The following is a 19037-nucleotide window of genomic DNA, read 5'->3' as shown; positions in this document are numbered from 1 at the left end:
CGTACGGACGCCCGCACACGCCGCGGAACAACGGCCTCGGCCGGCCCGTCACATGCCACGACGGGCCGCACCCATGGTCGCCGAGCGGCCCATCGCCACCGTGGTGCAGATCACAGCGACGGCGACACCGCCCAGCGGATAGAGGGAGGCCCCCAGCCCGCCGCCGAAGACGAAGTCCCCTTCGGCGCGCGTCATGCTGAGGCCGATCACCGCCAGCAGCCAGCCCGCGGCCGGCACCAGCGCACCGACGACGGAGACGGCCGCCCGCGCGCCGCCGGTGAACAGCGCCGCGGCGCCCGCCAGCCCGAGCAGCAGGCCGCCGGGGAACCACGCCCCCTGCACCAGCGCCCCGGCCACCGCGGTCAGCACGCCCAGCACGAACAGCAGGACGTACAGCCCGGCCTTCAGCGCACCGCGGGGTGCGGACTCCGGCTGCTGCGGCGGCCCGGCGGCCGCCGCGGCCTTCGCGCCGCCGCCGGACGCCCTGCTGCGCTCGTCCGCGCCGCCCTTGCCGCTCATCGCCCTGCCTCCGGCCGCTCCGCCGCCGTCTCCGGCCCGTCCTGTGTCCGTACGCCCGCGAACAGATCGTCCTCCCGCTCGCCCTCAGGCGCGCCGGGCGTGCCGCGCACCAGGCGGTAGTGCTCACCGCTGATCAGCGGCTGCCCGAGGTCGTTGGAGAGCGCGAAGAACGGGCCGTCGACCGAGATCTGGGTGACGTGTGCACGCATCGCGGCGGCCTTGGCCGCGCTGTACTCCGGCGTGGCCGGGATCGAGGCGGTGACCTCGTCGTCCGGCACCACGCCCGGCACGTCGTCCACGGCTGCCACGCCGGGGAAGGACAGCCCGGCGGCGCGCAGCCGCTCGAAGCCCTCCTCGACCACGGAACGCGGGTTGCAGTTCCAGTAGATCTTCTCGATCGCGTGCGGCTCGCCCAGCTCCGGCCGGAAGGCGGGGTCGGCGGCCAGGTCGGCCGCGCGCATGGCGACGCGGTGGGCCTGGATGTGGTCGGGGTGGCCGTACCCGCCGTCCGGGTCGTAGGTGACCAGGACCTGCGGGCGCACCTCGCGGACCACCTCGACCAGATCGCCGGCGGCGGTGTCCAGGTCGGCCTGCCAGAAGGCGTCCGGGCGGTCGTTCTGCGGCGCGCCCATCATCCCGGAGTCGCGGTAGCGGCCCGGGGCGCCCAGCTGGCGGTGGTCGGTGACGCCCAGCTCGGCCATGGCCGCGGCCAGTTCGCCGCTGCGGTACGGGCCGAGCGCGTCGTCCTTGTCGGCGGCCAGGTGGGCGAGGTCCGCGGGGATGACCTCGCCTTCCTCGCCCAAAGTGCAGGTCACCAGCGTGACGAGGGCACCCTCGGCCGCATATCTGGCCATGGTGGCGCCGTTGTTGATCGACTCGTCGTCCGGGTGCGCGTGCACCAGCAGCAGACGGCGGGCGGGAAGGTCGGACATGAGGACAGCGTACGAGTCATGCCCGCGGCACGGAGAACCCGACCGGGTGATCCACCCGGTCGGGCGCTGCGCTCCCCGGTCGCGGCGGGCCGGGTGGTGGTGCCGCGGGCCCGGGCGGCGTCATCGCCAGGCCCGGGGCCGCGCGCTCAGAACTTGATGCCGCCGATCATTCCCGCGATGTTGGTCGTCAGCTCTCTGATGGTCGGCGCGATCGTCGAGCTCGCGATGTAGAAGCCGAGCAGTATGCACACGACTGCGTGGCCCGCCTTCAAGCCTGACTTCTTCACCAGCAGGAAGACGATGATCGCCAGCAGCACCACCGCCGAAATCGAGAGTGCCACGGCGGTCACCTCCAAGTACGCATGGACGGAACGGGATTGGGCAGGTACGTGCCCCGGCCGCTTTGGCCAATGGCTCCATACCCACACGCCTCAGCGATCATAACTATCGATGGCTGTGCATATGCCGGTGCACGGTTGCAGAGTGGGGGCGCACACGATCTTGACGAGTGCGGCTGCCGTGAGCCCCGGGGCCCTTACGCTCGTCCGCATGACCGGACAGCTCTCATTTCCCCGGCAGCACGCGCGCACCCAGCGGTTCGGCCTGGGCGTGCCGCGCGGCTTCAGCGTCTCGCCGGATGGTACGCGTGTCGTGTTCCTCCGCTCCCGATCCGGTACCGATCGGGCGAACCTCCTGTGGGTCCACGACCTTGACGCCGGGCGCGAGTACCCCGCCGCCGACCCGGCGGACCTGCTGGGCGGCGCCGACGAGGAACTGTCCCCGCAGGAGAAGGCGCGCCGCGAACGGACCCGGGAGGGCTCGGCCGGCGTGGTCGGCTACGCCACCGACGCCGCCGTGGAGCTCGCCGCCTTCCCCCTCTCCGGACGGCTGTTCGTCTCCGAACTGCGGGCCGGCACCTGCCGGGAACTGCCCGTGCCGGGGCCGGTGGTGGATCCCCGCCCGTCCCCCGACGGCCGGTACGTCGCGTATGTCGCGGAGGGCGCACTGCGCGTCGTGCCCGTGGACGGTGACGGCACGGCGGACGGTGACGGCACGGCGGACGGTGACGGCTCGGCGGGCAGCGACGGCTCGGCGGGCGGCGACCGGGCGCTGGCGGCCCCGGACGGCGCGCACGTCACCTGGGGCCTCGCGGAGTTCATCGCGGCCGAGGAGATGAGCCGGTACCGCGGCTTCTGGTGGTCGCCGGAGAGCGACCGGCTGCTGGCCGCGCGGGTCGACGACTCCCCCGTACGCCGCTGGTGGATCGCCGACCCCGCGCATCCGGACAAGGCGCCCGCCGAGGTGGCCTACCCGGCGGCCGGCACCCCCAACGCCGAGGTGACCCTGGCGCTGCTGGACCTGGCCGGGGAGCGCACGGACGTCGTCTGGGACCGCGAGCGGTACCCCTATCTGGCCCGGGTGCACTGGTCCTCGGCCGGCCCGCCGCTCCTCCTGGTGCAGTCCCGTGACCAGCGGTCGCAGCGCTATCTGGCGGTCGACACCGAGACCGGCGCCACCCGCCTGGTGCACGCCGACGAGGACCCCGTGTGGGTCGAGCCGTACCCGGGCGTGCCGGCCTGGACGCCGGACCGGCGGCTGGTGCGGATCGCCGACGAGGGCGGCGCGCGCAAGCTCTTCGTCGGGGACCGGCCCCTGACCTCCGCGCCGCTGCACGTGCGCGGAGTGCTCGACATCGGCGAGGAGGACGTGCTGTTCTCCGCCAGTGCCGAGGATCTGCACGATGTCGGCGTTTACCGGGCCTGGTACCGCGGCAGCGGCGACCAGGGCGGCTGGGAGCGGGTGACGGAACGTCCGTACGCCTCGTACTCCTCGGCGGTGCGCGTGGGCGAGACCGCGGTCGTGTCGCACATGTGCGCGGAGCGGCCGGGCGTGCGGGTGGAGGTGCTGCGGCTGGCCGCCGACGGCAAGGAGACCCGGCTCGCGGAGATCGCCTCGTACGCGGAGACGCCGGTGCTCACGGCCCGGCCGCGGTTCACGACGGCGGGCGAGCGGGACATCCCGTGCGCGGTGCTGCTGCCGACCGGTTACCAGGAGGGGGACGGGCCGCTGCCGGTCCTGATGGACCCGTACGGCGGGCCGCACGCCCAGCGGGTGCTCGCGGCGCACAACGTCTTCCTCACCTCGCAGTGGTTCGCCGACCAGGGCTTCGCCGTGGTGGTCGCGGACGGCCGGGGCACCCCGGGCCGCTCCCCCGCCTGGGAGAAGGCGGTCTCCCGGCGGATCGCCGAGGTGACGCTGGAGGACCAGGTCGACGCGTTGCACGCGCTCGCGGAGCAGTTCCCGCTGGACCTGGACCGGGTGGCCATCCGGGGCTGGTCCTTCGGCGGCTTCCTGGCCGGGCTGGCCGTGCTGCGCCGCCCCGACGTCTTCCACGCGGCGGTGGTGGGCGCGCCCGTCACCGACCAGCGGCTGTACGACACGCACTACACCGAGCGGTACTTGGGCCACCCGGACGAGGACCCGGACTCGTACGTGCGGAATTCCCTGGTCACCGACGCGGGCCTGTCGGGCGCCGCCGAGCAGCACCGGCCGATGATGATCGTGCACGGACTGGCCGACGACAACGTGGTGGTGGCGCATTCCCTGCGGTTCTCCTCGGCACTGCTGGCCGCGGGCCGCCCGCACGAAGTCCTTCCGCTCTCCGGCGTGACCCATATGACGCCGCAGGAACAGGTGGCCGAAAACCTGCTTCTCCTGCAAGTCGCATTCCTCAAGCGCAGCCTGGGCCTCTCCTAGTACGAAGAATCCCGCGCCGTCCCGTATAGATATGTGCACGTGGACGCGGGGCGGAGCCGGACGAAAAGCGACCGGCCGGGGAGACGTTCGGCCTCCCCGGCCGGTCCACGGCACCCGCACGGCCGTACGCTGTCCAGGATGGCGCGTTCGTATATCGGTGCCGCGTCAGCCAAGTGTCCTTCATGTTAAGGATGTTGGGGACGATATGTCGCCCATGCCGTACACCTTCCACAGCTGTCAAGCACGCCGTGGCGTCAATCTGCGCAATCTTCGCTCAAGAAGCGAACAAGCTGGCTACGGTCGGTCCGCAGACTCTTGACTCCGCCGTAAATCACTTGCGAAAGTCCGCTCAACCAGCGGTGCGACTCGGTGCCGCTTCATGTTCCAAGAGAACTCGGCGCGGGGGCACTTCGCGATGACTAGTCCATCCCAGACCGCGGTTTCCAAGACCGACACCCCAGGCCTTGGACCCGACGGGCTGAGCAAGGGAAAGGACCGCAAGGGCGGCGAATTGGTCGGCCGTTCGCCCGGCCAATTGATGTGGGCCCGGTTCAAGCGTGACCGCACCGGAGTGATCAGCGCCTGGGTCGTGGTGTTCTTCTTCGCCGTCGGACTGCTGGCCCCGGTCATCTCCGCGCTGTACGGCAAGGACCCCTACACGCGGTACGGCATGCTCACTCCGGGGCTGCTGACCAACGGCTACCCGACCCAGCCCAACGGCGGTATCTCGGCCGACTTCTGGTTCGGCATCGAACCGACCCTCGGCCGCGACGTGTTCATGCAGCTCGTCTACGGCATCCGCACCACGCTCTACACCGCGGTCGCGATCACCCTCGCCTCGGTGCTCACCGCCATCGTGCTGGGTGTGGCGGCCGGCTACTTCGGCGGCAAGGTCGACTACTTCATCGGCCGGATCATCGACCTGCTGATGGCCTTCCCGAACCAGCTGTTCTTCGTCGCCTTCGTCCCCGTCGTGGGCGCCATCTTCGTGGCCCCCGAGGACGCCATGCCGACCTGGCTGCGCGCGGCCATCCTGATCCTGGTGATGTGGTTCCTGGGCTGGATGAGCCTGGCGCGGCTGCTCCGCGGCCAGGTCCTCTCGCTGCGGGAACGGGAGTTCATCGAGGCGGCCAAGGTCTCCGGCGCCTCGCCCGCCCGCATCATCCGGCGCGAACTGCTGCCGAACGTGGTGACTCCGATCCTGGTCCAGTCGACGTACATGCTCCCGAACTTCGTGACCGCCATCGCGGGCCTGTCCTTCCTGGGCGTCGGCTACGTCGAGCCCACTCCGGACTGGGGCCGGATGTTCGCGAACGCCGCCGACTACTACCGCAACGACATCACGTACTTGTTCTTCCCGGGTGTGGCGATGGTCGTCTTCATCGTCGCCTTCAACCTGCTCGGGGATTCGGTCCGGGACGCTTTCGACCCGAAGCGGGCTCGATGAGATCCGTTCCGTGGGGGGTGCTGCCACCCCGGCACCGCATGAGTCAGGCAGCAGCAACGGATCAACGACAGGCAGGTGCATACACCGTCATGAGCAGCAACCGTACGCGCAGAACTCACGCCACCCTGGTCGCGCTGGCCGCCGGCGCACTGGTCCTCACCGCATGCAGCAGCGGCGCGGGCACCGGCACCGGTGACGGCTCGGGCGACCGTTCGCACGCCGAGAAGCAGCGCGAGCAGATCGCGTTCGGCGACGCCGCGGCGTCCAAGGGCAAGGCCGAGGAGGTGCCGGGCGCCCAGAAGGGCGGCACCATCAAGGTCTACCAGCGCGACACCTACTCGCACCTGGACCCGGCGCAGATCTACGTCAGCGACGAGGGCGCGCTCGCCACGCTGCTCTTCCGCAAGCTGACGACGTACCACATGGACAACAAGGGCAAGTACACCATCGTCGGCGACCTCGCCACGGACAGCGGCCAGTCCTCCGACGGCGGCAAGACCTGGAAGTACACGCTCAAGGACAACGTGAAGTGGGAGGACGGCTCGCCGATCACCTCCAAGGACATCCGGCACAGCATCGAGCGGACCTTCGCGCCGTTCATCACCGACGGTCCGTACTACCTCCAGCAGTGGCTGGCGAACACGAACAGCACGGACTACCGGAAGATCCTCAAGGACGGTCCGTACAAGGGGAAGCACCTCCCCGACAGCATCCTTGAGACGCCGGACGACAAGACCATCATCTTCCACTTCAAGACGCCCCACCCCGACCTGCCCTACGCCCTGGCCATGGCGGGCTACAGCGCGGTGCAGGAGAAGAAGGACACCAAGGAGAAGTACGACAAGGCCCCGCAGGCCTCGGGCCCGTACAAGATCCAGCCGGGGTCCTTCAAGTCCGGCAAGGGCATGACGCTGGTCCGCAACACCGAGTGGGACCCGAACACCGACAACTCGCGCCACCAGTACGTCGACAAGTTCGACATCCAGTTCGGCGTGTCCTACCCGGACTCCACCCAGCGCCTGATCGCGGACAACGCCGACAACCAGAAGGCGATCAGCTTCAACAACCAGGTCGACGCGGCCAGCATGCAGACCGTGGCCAACGACCCGAAGGTCAAGAAGCGCTCGACCTCGGGTTACCAGCCCTACGTCGGCGTCATCAACTTCAACATGAAGCGGATCAAGGACAAGAAGGTCCGCGAGGCCCTCGCCTACGCGATGCCGACGCAGGCCGTCCTGGACGCGTACGGCACGCCGGGCGGCGGCGAGCTGGCCGGCAGCTACATCAGCCCGACGGTCACCGGTTACAAGGACATCGACCCCTACGGCAAGCTGAAGAAGCCGCTGGGCGACGTCGAGAAGGCGAAGAAGCTCCTGAAGGAAGCCGGCAAGACCGGCATGAAGATCACCTTCGCCTACATGAACGCGCCCGAGCCGCAGAAGTACTCGGTCTCCATCGTCGACAACCTCAAGAAGGCCGGCTTCGACGTCCAGCCGAAGGACCTGCCCTCCGACACGTACTACGACGTCATCGGCAAGGTCGACAACAAGTTCGACATCTACGCCTCGGCGTGGGGCGCCGACTGGCCGAGCGCCTCGACCGTGCTGCCGCCCACCATGGACGGCCGGCAGGTCCAGGACGGCTCGCCGAACTACTCGCACTACGACAACCCGGCGGTCAGCAAGGAGATGGACCGCATCTCCAAGATGTCCGACCAGGAGAAAGCGTCCGAGGAGTGGTTCAAGCTCAACGAGAAGATCCTCAAGGAGGACCTGCCGGCGATCCCGACCTTCTACTACAAGCAGATTCAGCTGCACGGCTCCAAGGTCGGCGGCGTGGTGAACAACGACATCATCAGCGGTGTCGACCCGACGAAGCTGTTCGTCAAGAAGTAACCGTGTCCGCGCGCCGGTGACCCCGGCGCGCGGTGTGCCCGTCCCGACCGGACGGGCACACCGCGCGGTCCCCACCCACTCCTTCCGCTGCCCCACGAGAGCTGCGATCTGCCATGCTTCGTTTCCTCTTCCGCCGGACCCTCGGCGCGCTCGTGATCCTGTTGCTGATCAGTGCGTTCACGTTCTTCCTGTTCTTCGCCGCCCCACGGGATCCCGCGCTGCTGTCCTGCGGAAAGAACTGCACCCCGGACGCCATCGCCCTGATTCACAAGAACCTCGGCCTGGACAAGCCGATCCCGGTGCAGTACTGGGACTTCATGTCCGGCATCGTGACCGGGCGCGACTTCGCCCAGGGGCCCTGCCCGGCGCCCTGCTTCGGCTACTCCTTCGCCAACGGCGACCCCGTCTGGGACACCATCATCGACCGCTTCCCCACCACGATCTCGCTGACCATCGGCGGCGCCGCGGTCTTCCTCACGGTCGGCCTGGGCACCGGCATGATCGCCGCCTGGAAGCAGGGCAAGCTGGTCGACAAGGTCTTCAGCTCCGCCTCACTGGTACTGAGTTCGATGCAGATCTACTTCATCGGCCCGATCGTGCTGGCACTGCTGGTCTACAACCTGGAGATCCTGGGGCAGCCCAAGTACGTGAACTTCACGGAGAACCCAGGGGCCTGGTTCATGGGCCTGCTGATCCCCTGGTGCGTACTGTCGATCATCTTCACCGCGCAGTACACCCGTATGGCACGCTCCTCCATGATCGAGCAGCTGGCCGAGGAACACGTCCGGACAGCGCGCGCCAAGGGCATGACGCGGGGGACGGTCTTCTTCCGGTACGCCTGGCGAGGGTCGCTCATCCCCATCGTCACCATCTTCGGCATCGACCTCGGGTCGCTCTTCGGCGGCGCGATGATCACGGAGCAGACCTTCGCCCTGCCGGGCCTGGGCACCCTCGCGGTGCAGTCCGTGCAGAACACCGACTTGCCCATGGTCATGGGCGTGATGCTGTTCGCGGCGACGTTCATCGTCCTCTTCAACATCATCGTCGACGCCTGCTACGCGTTCATCGACCCGCGCGTGCGCCTGTCTTAGGAGAGCCACCAGTGACCACACTCACCAAGACCGAAGGCGCACCGGTCCCGGCCGGCTCCGACCCCTTCCTGTCCGTGCGCGACCTGTACGTGCGGTTCTCCACCGAGGACGGCATCGTGAAGGCCGTCGACGGGCTCTCCTTCGACCTGGAGAAGGGCAGCACGCTCGGCATCGTCGGCGAGTCCGGCTCCGGCAAGTCGGTGACCAACCTCGCCGTCCTGGGCCTGCACAACCCCGCCTCCACCGAGATCACCGGCGAGATCACGCTGGACGGCCAGGAGCTGACCGGCGCGACCGAGCGCACGCTGCAGAAGCTCCGCGGCAACAAGATGGCGATGATCTTCCAGGACCCGCTGACGGCCCTGTCGCCGTACTACACGGTGGGCCGGCAGATCGCCGAACCGTTCATCAAGCACACCGGCGCGAGCAAGCGCGAGGGCCGGCAGCGCGCCATCGAGATGCTGACGAAGGTCGGCATCCCCCAGCCGAACCTGCGGGTGGACGACTACCCGCACCAGTTCTCCGGCGGTATGCGCCAGCGCGCCATGATCGCCATGGCGCTGGTCTGCAACCCGGCGCTGCTCATCGCCGACGAGCCGACCACCGCCCTGGACGTCACCGTCCAGGCGCAGATCCTGGACCTCCTCAAGGACCTCCAGCAGGAGTTCGGCTCGGCGATCATCCTGATCACCCACGACCTCGGCGTGGTCGCCGACATGGCCGACGAGCTGCTCGTGATGTACGCGGGCCGGGCCGTCGAGCGCGGCACGGTCCGGGAGATCCTCACCGAGCCGCAGCACCCGTACGCCTGGGGCCTGCTGGGATCGATGCCGCGCCTGTCGGCCAGCGTCGACGAGCCGCTGCACCCGATCCCCGGCTCCCCGCCGAGCCTGCTCAACCCGCCGTCCGGCTGCCCCTTCCACCCGCGCTGCGCGTTCACCTCGGAGGTGGGCGGCACCCGCTGCGCCGACGAGCGGCCGCTGCTGGCGCCGGGGCGCGCCTCGGCGTGCCACCTCACGGCCGAGCAGAAGCACACCTTCTTCACCGAGCAGATCAAGCCCCGGCTGGGCTAGGGAGCGACGACCATCATGAGTGAAACCAAAGACGTCACCCTCCCCGCTCCCCGCGACGCCGCCCCGGAGGGCGAACCGCTGCTGGTCACCGAGGGCCTGACCAAGCACTTCCCGATCATGGGCGGCTTCCCGTTCCGGCGCAGGATCGGCGCCGTGCAGGCGGTCGACGGCATCGACATGACCGTGTACGCGGGTGAGAGCTTCGGCCTGGTCGGCGAGTCCGGCTGCGGCAAGTCCACCACGGGCCGGCTGCTGACCCGGCTGCTGGAGCCCACCAGCGGCACGATCTCGTACCGGGGCACGGACATCACCCACGCGAACCGCAAGCAGCTCGCGCCGGTCCGGTCCGAGATCCAGATGATCTTCCAGGACCCGTACTCCTCGCTGAACCCGCGGCAGACCGTCGGCACCATCATCGGCGGCCCGATGGAGATCAACGGGATCAATCCGCCCGGCGGCCGCGAGAAGAAGGTGCGCGAGCTGCTGGAGACCGTCGGTCTCAACCCGGAGCACTACAACCGCTTCCCGCACGAGTTCTCCGGCGGCCAGCGGCAGCGCATCGGCGTGGCCCGCGCCCTCGCCCTGGAACCCAAGCTGATCGTCGCCGACGAGCCGGTCTCCGCACTGGACGTCTCCATCCAGGCGCAGGTCGTCAACCTCCTCCAGGAACTCCAGCGCGAGCTGGGCATCGCGTTCCTCTTCATCGCCCACGACCTGGCGGTCGTGCGGCACTTCAGCCAGCGGGTGGCGGTGATGTACCTCGGCAAGATCGTCGAGGTCGGTGACCGCGACTCCATCTACGCCCGCCCGCGCCACCCGTACACGCACGCGCTGCTCTCCGCCGTACCGGAGGCGAAGCTCACCGAGGACGGCGAGGACGAGCGCGAGCGCATCCGGCTCGCGGGCGACGTGCCGTCGCCGGTCAATCCGCCCTCCGGCTGCCGCTTCCGCACCCGCTGCTGGAAGGCGCAGGAGAAGTGCGCGACGGAGGAACCGCCGCTGCTCCAGATCGCGGGCAACGCGGCGGGCCACCTGACGGCCTGCCACTTCCCCGAAGAACCGACGATCGCCGCCCGCGGCGAGGACATCGTCCTCGACCCGGCGCTGGCGGCGATCGAGGAGGCGGGTCCGGCCGGTCCGGCCGGCGGGACCACGAAGACCCCTTGACCCGGGCTCGTCAGCCTCCGCTTCGGGCCGTGCCCGCCTCCTGACACCCCAGCACGACGGGAGGCGGGCTCCGGCCTGTGAACGGGCCCCGTCAGGGGCGCGGGGAACTGCGCGAACGGCCACGACGGCGCCGCGGTCGGCCACCGGGACCAAGGGGCACCCCCTCATTCGCTCGGCACGACGTGGCGCTCCTCCGCGAAGTGGCACGCGGACGGGTGCGCCGGCCCCGCGGCACCCGCGAACCATTCGGGTACGGCGAGCGGTGGGACAACCTCCGCACACACCTCCCGCGCCTTCCAGCACCGCGTACGGAACCGGCACCCCGACGGCGGATCGGCCGGCGACGGCACGTCCCCGGCCAGCAGGATGCGCTCCCGGTGCTCCCGCGCCTCGGGATCCGGCACCGGCACGGCGGACAGCAGCGCCTGGGTGTACGGGTGCGTGGGGTGCCCGTAGATCTCGTCCTCGGTGCCGGTCTCGACGATCCGGCCCAGGTACATCACCGCCACCCGGTCCGAGATGTGCCGCACCACCGACAGGTCGTGCGCGATGAAGACGTACGACAGATCGAACTCGTTCTGCAGCCGCTCCAGCAGGTTCACGACCTGCGCCTGGACGGAGACGTCCAGCGCGGACACCGGCTCGTCCGCGACGATGATCTCGGGCCGCAGCGCCAGCCCCCGCGCGATACCGATCCGCTGCCGCTGCCCGCCGGAGAACTGGTGCGGATAACGGTTGACGTACTCCGGGTTCAGCCCGACGACGTCCAGCAGCTCCTGCACCCGGCGCCGCCGGTCGCCCTTCGGGGCCACCTCCGGATGGATGTCGTACGGCTCGCCGATGATGTCGCCGACCGTCATGCGCGGGTTGAGCGAGGTGTACGGGTCCTGGAAGACCATCTGGATGTTGCGGCGCACCGCCTTCAGGGCGCGCCCGGACAGCTTGGTGATGTCCTCGCCGTGGTAGCGGATCGCGCCGGCGGTCGGCCGCTCCAGGCCGACCAGCGTCCTGGCGACGGTGGACTTGCCGCAGCCGGACTCCCCCACGATGCCGAGCGTCTCGCCCTTGCGCAGGCCGAAGGAGACCCCGTCGACCGCCTTGACCGCGCCGACCTGCTTCTTCAGGACGATGCCCTGGGTCAGCGGGTAGTGCTTGACCAGGTCGCGCACTTCGAGAATGGCCTCAGCGGTCATGCCCTCAACGGTCATGCGGGGGCTCCTCGTCTCGCAGGGTCTCCTCCCAGAAGTGGCAGGCGCTGGTCCGGCCCGGCGCCACGTCGTACTGCGGCGGCCGGTCCGTGGTGCACAGGTCGCGGGCCCGCGGGCAGCGCGGGTGGAAGGGGCAGCCGGGCGGAACGGCGGTCAGGCTCGGCGGCAGGCCCTTGATCGCGTACAGCTCCTGGCCCTTCTGGTCCAGGCGCGGAATGGAGTCCAGCAGGCCCCGGGTGTACGGGTGGGCAGGGCTCTTATAAAGATCATGAACAGGAGCGGTCTCCACGATCCGGCCCGCGTACATCACCGCGATCCGGTCGGCGACGTCCGCGACGACCCCCAGGTCATGGGTGATCAGGATGAGCCCCATGTCGTACTCCCGCTGGAGGTCGGCCAGCAGGTCCATGACCTGGGCCTGGACCGTGACGTCCAGCGCGGTCGTCGGCTCGTCGGCGATGATCAGGTCCGGCTCCAGGGCCAGCGCCATCGCGATCATGATGCGCTGGCGCATGCCGCCGGAGAACTGGTGCGGGTAGTCCCCCACCCGGCTGCGCGCGGCCGGGATCCGTACCCGGTCCATCAGCTCCACCGCCTTGGCGCGCGCGTCCTTCCGCTTCATCCCCTGGTGGACCTCGTACATCTCGCCGAGCTGGGCGCCGACGGAGAGCACCGGGTTCAGCGCGGACAGCGCGTCCTGGAAGATCATCGCCATCCGGGCGCCGCGGACCTTGCGGCGTTCCTCGGGCGCCGCCTTGAGCAGGTCCTGCCCCCGGAAGAGGATCTCGCCGCCGGTCACGAAGCCGGGCGGCGAGTCGAGGATGCCCATGACGGCCTGGGCGGTGACGGACTTGCCGGAGCCCGACTCGCCCAGCACGGCGAGCGTCTCGCCCGCGTCGACCCGGTAGCTGACGCCGTTGACGGCCCGGGCGACGCCGTCGCGGGTACGGAACTCCACGTACAGGTCGCGCACGTCGAGCAGCGCGGGCGTCGCCGCGCCGGGGCCGGGCGCGGTGTCGGGGTTCGTCGCGGTGGCCATCGGCTCTCTCCGTCTCCTCAGCGCAGTTCGGGCCGGGCTGCTCAGCGCAGCTTGGGGTCGAGGGCGTCGCGCACCGCGTCGCCGAGCATGATGAACGCCAGCACCGTGATCGACAGCGCGCCCGCCGGGTACAGCAGCATGTGCGGCGCGTTGCGGATGTAGGTGGAGGCGGTGGAGATGTCGATGCCCCAGGAGACGTTGGGCGGCTTCAGGCCCGCGCCGAGGTAGGACAGCGTGGCCTCGAGGGAGATGTAGGTACCGAGGGCGATGGTGGCGACGACGATGACGGGAGCCACCGCGTTCGGCGCGATGTGCCGCAGCAGCATCCGGCCGTTGGAGGCGCCGAGCGCCCGCGCGGCCTGTACGTAGTCGTTCTGTTGGGCGGTCACGACGGAGCCGCGGGCGATCCGGGCGATCTGCGGCCAGCCGAGCAGCACGATGAAGCCGACCACCGGCCAGACCGTCCTGCTGGTGACGACCGAGAGGAAGACCAGGCCGCCCAGCAGTACGGGGATGCCGAAGAAGATGTCGGCGACGCGCGAGAGCAGCGCGTCCCACCAGCCGCCGAAGAAGCCGGCCAGCCCGCCGAGGAGGCTGCCGAGGAGCGCTGCGCCCGCGGTGGCGCAGACGCCGACGATGATGGAGGCGCGCGCCCCGTAGACGGTACGGGTGTAGACGTCCCGCCCTTGTGTGTCGAAGCCGAAGGGGTGGCCGGGGGCCGAGCCCTCCTGTGCCTTGGAGAGGTCCGCGCGGTACGGATTCCCGTCGGTGATCAGCTGCGGCCAGATCGCGATGACGACCAGGAACAGGATGACGACCGCCGAGACCAGGAAGACGGGGTTGCGGCACAGATCGTGCCAGGCGTCCCCCCACAGGCTGCGGGGCCTGTCGCGCGGACCGCCGTCCCGGCCGCCCCGGCCGTTCCTGCCGTCCCGGCCGCCTTCCAGGGTCTCGGCCTCGGCCATCGCCAGGGCGGCGGTGCCGCCGTCCCCGTGGGCGACCGCCTCTTTCGGTACGTAGCGCTCAGGCATAGCGGATCCGCGGGTCGAGGACGGCGTACAGCAGGTCGACGACGAGGTTGGCGAAGAGGAAGACCAGGACGAGGACGGTGACGAAGCCGACGACGGTGGGCGAGTTCTGCCGCAGGATGCCCTGGTAGAGCTGGAAGCCGACGCCGTGGATGTTGAAGATCCGCTCGGTGACGATGGCGCCGCCCATCAGCGAGCCGACGTCGGTGCCGATGAAGGTGACCACCGGGATCAGGGAGTTGCGCAGCAGGTGCCGGGTGACGACGCGGCGGCGCGGCAGGCCCTTGGCCACGGCCGTCCGTACGTAGTCGGCGCGGATGTTCTCGGCGATGGAGGTACGGGTCAGCCGGGTGACGTAGGCGAGCGAGACGAGCGCCAGCACCACGCCGGGCAGCAGCAGCTCGTCGAGGTACGCGTCGGTGGAGACGGTCGGCTTGACCCAGCCCCCCTTCACGCCGAGCAGGAACTGCAGCACATAACCGCTCACGAAGGTCGGAACGGAGACCACGACCAGCGTGAACACCAGGACGCCGGTGTCCAGCGCGCGCCCGCGGCGCAACCCGCTCAGCACACCCGACGTGATACCGACGACGATCTCGATGACGACGGCGACCAGGGTCAGCCGCAGGGTGACGGGGAAGGCGGTGCCCATCAGCTCGGTGACCGGCTGCCCGTTGAAGGCGGTGCCGAAGTCCCCGCGGAAGATCTGGCCCATGTAGTGCAGGTACTGCTTCCACAGCGGCTGGTCGAGGAGGAGTTCCTCGCGGATCCTCGCGGCGGTGGCGGGGTCGGGGGCACGGTCGCCGAACATCGCGGCGACCGGGTCCCCGAGCGCGTACACCATGAAGAAGATGAGGAACGTGCTGCCGATGAACACCGGGATCATCTGGAGCAGCCGCCGGATGACATAGCGTCCCATGGGGTCAGCTGCCGACCTTGATCTGCTCGTAGACGGGCACGCTGAACTGGTTCAGCCGTACGTCACTCAGCCGGTCGGTATATCCCCCGCTGCCGTTCTGGTACCAGAGCGGAATCACCGGCATGTCCTTGACCAGGACCTTCTCCGCGTCCTGGAACTTCTTCACGGCAGCCTGCCGGTCGGTCTCGGCATTCGCCTCGTCGATCAGGCCGTCGAACTCCTTGTTGCTGTACTTCCCGTCGTTGGAGGAGGCGCCGGTGTAGTACATCGGCTGGAGGAAGTTCTGAATCAGCGGATAGTCCATCTGCCACCCGGCGCGGAACGGACCCCGCATCTTCTTCGCCGAAATCTGATTCCGGTAGTCGGCGAACGTCCCCACCGGATTACCCACACACGCCTTGTCGTCCCTCAGCACCTTGTTGACGCTGTTGCAGAGCGCGTCGACCCAGTCCTTGTGCGAGCCGGTGTCGGCGTTGTACGTGACGGTGACCTTGCCGCCGGGCAGCCCGCCGCCCTCCTTGATGAGCTTGCGGGCCTGCGCCGGGTCGTACGCGCAGGCCTGTCCGCACAGCCCCGCCTGGTAACCGCCCTCGGCCTTGAGCACCGGCGAGGTCCAGTCGGTGGCCGGGGTGCGCGTCTTCTGGAAGATCTGCTGGGTGATCGTCTTACGGTCGATCGCCATGGACAGCCCGCGCCGCACCTTCGCCCTCTTCGCCGACCCCCACCTGCCGTCGTACATCGGAAAGGTGAGGGTCTGGATGATGCCCGCCGGCTGATTGATGTACCGGTCCCCGAGATCCGCCTCGGCGTTCTTCAGCTGCGCCGCGGGAATGTCGTCGGTGAGGTCCAGATTGCCCGCCTGCAGATCGGTGTAAGCGGTGTTGTTGTCGGTGTAGACCCGCAGATCCACCCCCTTGTTCCGCGCCTTGTCCGGCCCCTTGTACGTGCTCCACTTCCGGAGCTTCATCGCCGAGCCCTTGTCGTAGGACTCGACCCGGTACGGACCGTTTCCGACCGGCTTCTTCAGCCAGCCGTCGTGGTCGGTGAAGAACGCCCGGGGCAGCGGCGCGAACGCCGGGTACCCCAGCGTCTGCGGCCAGGTGGAGAATTTCTGGTCGAGCTTGACGGTGAAGGTCCGGTCGTCCTTGACCTTCAACCCGGACAGCGTCTTGGCGGTCGCCTTCCCGCTCTCGGGGTGCACCTTCTCGTACCCCTCGATGTACCCGAAGAAGTAAGCGTTCTTCTGGCCATTTTCGATATGGGCGCCGTAATTCCAGGCATCCACGAACGACTGGGCCGTGACCGGCTCCCCGTTGCTGAACTTCCACCCCTTCTTGATCGTGACCGTGTAGTTCTGCTGGTCCTTGGTCTCGATCTTCCGGGCGAGCATGTCCTCGGCCTCGCCGGTCCTCGGGTCGTACCGCTTCAGCCCCCGGAAGATCATGTCGAGCACCTTGCCGCCCTGCACCTCATTGGTGTTCGCGGGCTCCAGGGGGTTCTGCGGGTCCCCCCACGACGAGCTGAGCACCCCCTCCTCACCACCGCCACCCCCGCTGCCGCCACCACACGCCGTCGCCGCGAGGGCGACGGCCATCGTTCCCGCCGCCCACTTCGCACGGGTGGCTCCACGCATCCGGTGCCTCCTCCGGCTAATAGGTACGTAGGCCACATAACAGCCCATAGGAGTTCCCCACGCACCCCCGCCTCCCCCGTACGAGCACGCCACGCCGCACATTCCCCCCGAACGCACGAGGGCGGCGTCCGCCGCAGGAAACGACAGAACGCCCGGGAGAGCGGGAGCTCTCCCGGGCGCTGCACCCGGATGGACCAGACGTAGGTCCCGGGTGCCCTCGTGGTCGTGCGAGCGGGCTACGCCGCCCCCACCACGTCCTTCTCCTCCGCGAAGTGGCAGGCCGAGGCGTGGGCGGCCAGGGAGTCGGTGCCCTTGAGGGCCTCGGGGACGGCGAGCACCGGGGTCTCCTCGGCGCACTTGTCCTGGGCCTTCCAGCAGCGGGTGCGGAAGCGGCAGCCGGAAGGCGGGTTGGCCGGGGAGGGCACGTCGCCGCTGAGGATGATGCGCTCGCGGGCGCCGCTGACCTCGGGGTCCGGGACCGGTACGGCCGACAGGAGCGCCTGGGTGTACGGGTGCGTGGGGTGCTCGTAGATCTCCTCGTCGGTGCCGATCTCGGCCATCCGGCCCAGGTACATCACGCCGACGCGGTCGGAGATGTGCCGGACGATGGAGAGGTCGTGGGCGATGAAGAGGTAGGAGAGGTCGTACTGGTCCTGGAGCCGCTCCAGGAGGTTCACCACCTGCGCCTGGACGGAGACGTCCAGCGCGGAGACCGGCTCGTCGGCGACGATGATCTCGGGCCGGAGCGCCAGCCCCCGCGCGATGCCGATGCGCTGCCGCTGCCCGCCGGAGAACTGGTGCGGGTAGCGGTTCACGTACTCGGGGTTGAGGCCGACCACGTCCAGCAGCTCCTGGACCTTGCGCCGGCGGTCGCCCTTCGGGGCCACCTCGGGGTGGATGTCGAAGGGCTCGCCGATGATGTCGCCGACCGTCATCCGCGGGTTGAGCGAGGTGTAGGGGTCCTGGAAGACCATCTGGATGTTGCGGCGGACGGCCTTGAGTGCGCGGCCCGTCAGCTTGGTGATGTCCTCGCCCTTGTAGAAGACCTCGCCCGCGGTCGCCCGCTCCAGGTTCATCAGGAGCTTCGCGACGGTGGACTTGCCGCAGCCGGACTCGCCGACGATGCCGAGCGTCTCGCCCCGGTACAGGTCGAAGGAGATCCCGTCGACCGCCTTGACCGCGCCGACCTGCTTCTTGAACAGCACGCCCTGGGTGAGGGGGAAGTGCTTCACCAGGTTGCGGACCTGGAGGATGGGCTCGCGGTCGCCCGCGGTCTGCTCGGCGGACTGCTCAGCCATGGAGCGTCTCCTTCCAGAAGTGGCAGGCGCTGCCGCGGCCGTCGGCGACCGTGGCCAGGACCGGGGTTTCCGTACGGCAGACGTCCTGGGCCTTCGGGCAGCGCGGGTGGAAGGCGCAGCCGCCGGGGATGTTCAGCAGGTTGGGCGGCAGGCCCTTGATCGCGTACAGCTCCTGGCCCTTCTGGTCCAGGCGCGGGATGGAGTCCAGCAGGCCGCGGGTGTACGGGTGCGCGGGGCTCTTGTAGAGCTCGCGGACGGGAGCGTGCTCGACGATCCGGCCCGCGTACATCACCGCGATCTTGTCGGCGACGTCCGCGACGACGCCGAGGTCGTGGGTGATGAGGATCAGGCCCATGTGGTACTCGCGCTGGAGCTCCGCGAGCAGGTCCATGACCTGGGCCTGGACGGTGACGTCGAGGGCCGTGGTGGGCTCGTCGGCGATGATCAGGTCCGGCTCCAGAGCCAGCGCCATCGCGATCATGATGCGCTGGCGCATGCCGCCGGAGAACTGGTGCGGGTAGTCCCCGACGCGGTTCCTGGCCGCCGGGATCTTCACCTTGTCCATCAGCTCGACGGCCTTGGCCTTGGCGTCCTTCTTGGACAGGCCCTGGTGGACGCGGAACATCTCGCCGAGCTGGTAGCCGACGGAGAGCACCGGGTTCAGGGACGACAGCGCGTCCTGGAAGATCATGGCGATCTTGGCGCCGCGGATCTTGCGGCGCTGCTCGCCGGACATCGTCAGCATGTCCTGGCCGCGGAAGAGGATCTCGCCCTGCGGGATCTTCGCCGGCGGCATGTCGAGGATGCCCATGATCGCCTGGGCGGTGACGGACTTGCCGGACCCGGACTCGCCCAGCACGGCGAGGGTCTCGCCCGCGCTGACGCTGTAGTTCACGCCGTTGACGGCCTTGACGACGCCGTCCCGGGTGTGGAACTCGACGTGCAGGTCACGGACCTGGAGCAGCGGCGAACCGGCCGCTTCCGGCGTCCGCTGCTCAGGAACGGCCGCGGTCTTCTCGGTGGTGGTCACG

At 69.4% G+C, this 19037-nt stretch carries 16 protein-coding genes; 6 read left to right on the top strand and 10 right to left on the bottom strand.

What is annotated here, in order from left to right; all coding sequences use genetic code 11:
- Nucleotides 1–48: 48 nt before the first annotated feature.
- The 3 genes from AAC944_RS23730 to AAC944_RS23720 form a co-directional block, all read right to left on the bottom strand.
- A complete protein-coding gene (locus AAC944_RS23730; protein WP_051872084.1) occupies nt 49–519 on the bottom strand; it encodes a DUF6113 family protein in 471 nt (156 codons plus the stop codon).
- Nucleotides 516–1451 (bottom strand): N-acetyl-1-D-myo-inositol-2-amino-2-deoxy-alpha-D-glucopyranoside deacetylase, encoded by a 936-nt coding sequence (gene mshB, locus AAC944_RS23725; protein ID WP_030619621.1) that lies wholly within the window; start codon nt 1449–1451, stop codon nt 516–518. The genes AAC944_RS23730 and mshB overlap by 4 nt, the downstream gene beginning before the upstream one ends.
- Nucleotides 1452–1597: 146 nt before the next feature.
- On the bottom strand, nt 1598–1792 hold the full coding sequence (locus AAC944_RS23720; protein ID WP_030264052.1) for a hypothetical protein: 195 nt from the start codon (nt 1790–1792) through the stop codon (nt 1598–1600).
- Between the two features lie 208 nt (nt 1793–2000).
- On the opposite strand from AAC944_RS23720, the gene AAC944_RS23715 reads away from it, so the two are divergent.
- The 6 genes from AAC944_RS23715 (at nt 2001) to AAC944_RS23690 (ending at nt 10881) form a co-directional block, all read left to right on the top strand.
- Entirely contained in the window at nt 2001–4208 is a 2208-nt protein-coding gene (locus AAC944_RS23715) for a S9 family peptidase (protein ID WP_030619623.1), read from the top strand.
- Between the two features lie 415 nt (nt 4209–4623).
- On the top strand, nt 4624–5655 hold the full coding sequence (locus tag AAC944_RS23710; protein ID WP_030619625.1) for an ABC transporter permease: 1032 nt from the start codon (nt 4624–4626) through the stop codon (nt 5653–5655).
- An 89-nt stretch (nt 5656–5744) separates the two neighbouring features.
- Nucleotides 5745–7550: an ABC transporter substrate-binding protein gene (locus tag AAC944_RS23705; protein WP_030619627.1), complete on the top strand. Its 1806-nt coding sequence runs from the start codon at nt 5745–5747 to the stop codon at nt 7548–7550.
- Nucleotides 7551–7663: 113 nt separating this feature from the next.
- A complete protein-coding gene (locus AAC944_RS23700; protein ID WP_030619629.1) occupies nt 7664–8641 on the top strand; it encodes an ABC transporter permease in 978 nt (325 codons plus the stop codon).
- A gap of 11 nt (nt 8642–8652) precedes the next feature.
- A complete protein-coding gene (locus AAC944_RS23695) occupies nt 8653–9714 on the top strand; it encodes an ABC transporter ATP-binding protein (RefSeq protein WP_030619631.1) in 1062 nt (353 codons plus the stop codon).
- A gap of 15 nt (nt 9715–9729) precedes the next feature.
- Nucleotides 9730–10881, top strand: a complete 1152-nt coding sequence (locus AAC944_RS23690) for an ABC transporter ATP-binding protein (RefSeq protein WP_030619634.1) — start codon at nt 9730–9732, stop codon at nt 10879–10881.
- Between the two features lie 164 nt (nt 10882–11045).
- Here AAC944_RS23690 and AAC944_RS23685 read toward each other — a convergent pair whose 3' ends face one another.
- From AAC944_RS23685 to AAC944_RS23655, 7 genes are all read right to left on the bottom strand, one after another.
- Entirely contained in the window at nt 11046–12089 is a 1044-nt protein-coding gene (locus tag AAC944_RS23685) for an ABC transporter ATP-binding protein (protein ID WP_051872086.1), read from the bottom strand.
- Entirely contained in the window at nt 12079–13128 is a 1050-nt protein-coding gene (locus AAC944_RS23680; RefSeq protein ID WP_051872088.1) for an ABC transporter ATP-binding protein, read from the bottom strand. Before AAC944_RS23680 ends, AAC944_RS23685 begins: the two co-directional genes overlap by 11 nt.
- A gap of 41 nt (nt 13129–13169) precedes the next feature.
- Entirely contained in the window at nt 13170–14159 is a 990-nt protein-coding gene (locus AAC944_RS23675) for an ABC transporter permease (RefSeq protein ID WP_030619642.1), read from the bottom strand.
- Nucleotides 14152–15075 carry an ABC transporter permease gene (locus AAC944_RS23670; RefSeq protein ID WP_030619644.1) on the bottom strand — a complete coding sequence of 308 codons (924 nt, stop codon included), beginning with the start codon at nt 15073–15075 and terminating at the stop codon, nt 14152–14154. The genes AAC944_RS23675 and AAC944_RS23670 overlap by 8 nt, the downstream gene beginning before the upstream one ends.
- 4 nt (nt 15076–15079) lie before the next feature.
- Nucleotides 15080–16708, bottom strand: a complete 1629-nt coding sequence (locus AAC944_RS23665; protein ID WP_030619646.1) for a peptide ABC transporter substrate-binding protein — start codon at nt 16706–16708, stop codon at nt 15080–15082.
- Between the two features lie 236 nt (nt 16709–16944).
- Nucleotides 16945–18006, bottom strand: coding sequence for an ABC transporter ATP-binding protein (locus AAC944_RS23660; RefSeq protein WP_030619648.1), 1062 nt, complete (start codon nt 18004–18006; stop codon nt 16945–16947).
- Entirely contained in the window at nt 17999–19036 is a 1038-nt protein-coding gene (locus AAC944_RS23655; RefSeq protein WP_030619651.1) for an ABC transporter ATP-binding protein, read from the bottom strand. The genes AAC944_RS23660 and AAC944_RS23655 overlap by 8 nt, the downstream gene beginning before the upstream one ends.
- Between the last annotated feature and the right edge of the window lies 1 nt (nt 19037).

It is taken from the genome of Streptomyces sclerotialus (assembly GCF_040907265.1).
GTDB lineage: Bacteria > Actinomycetota > Actinomycetes > Streptomycetales > Streptomycetaceae > Streptomyces > Streptomyces sclerotialus.
This window is presented reverse-complemented; position numbering and strand designations above follow the sequence as displayed.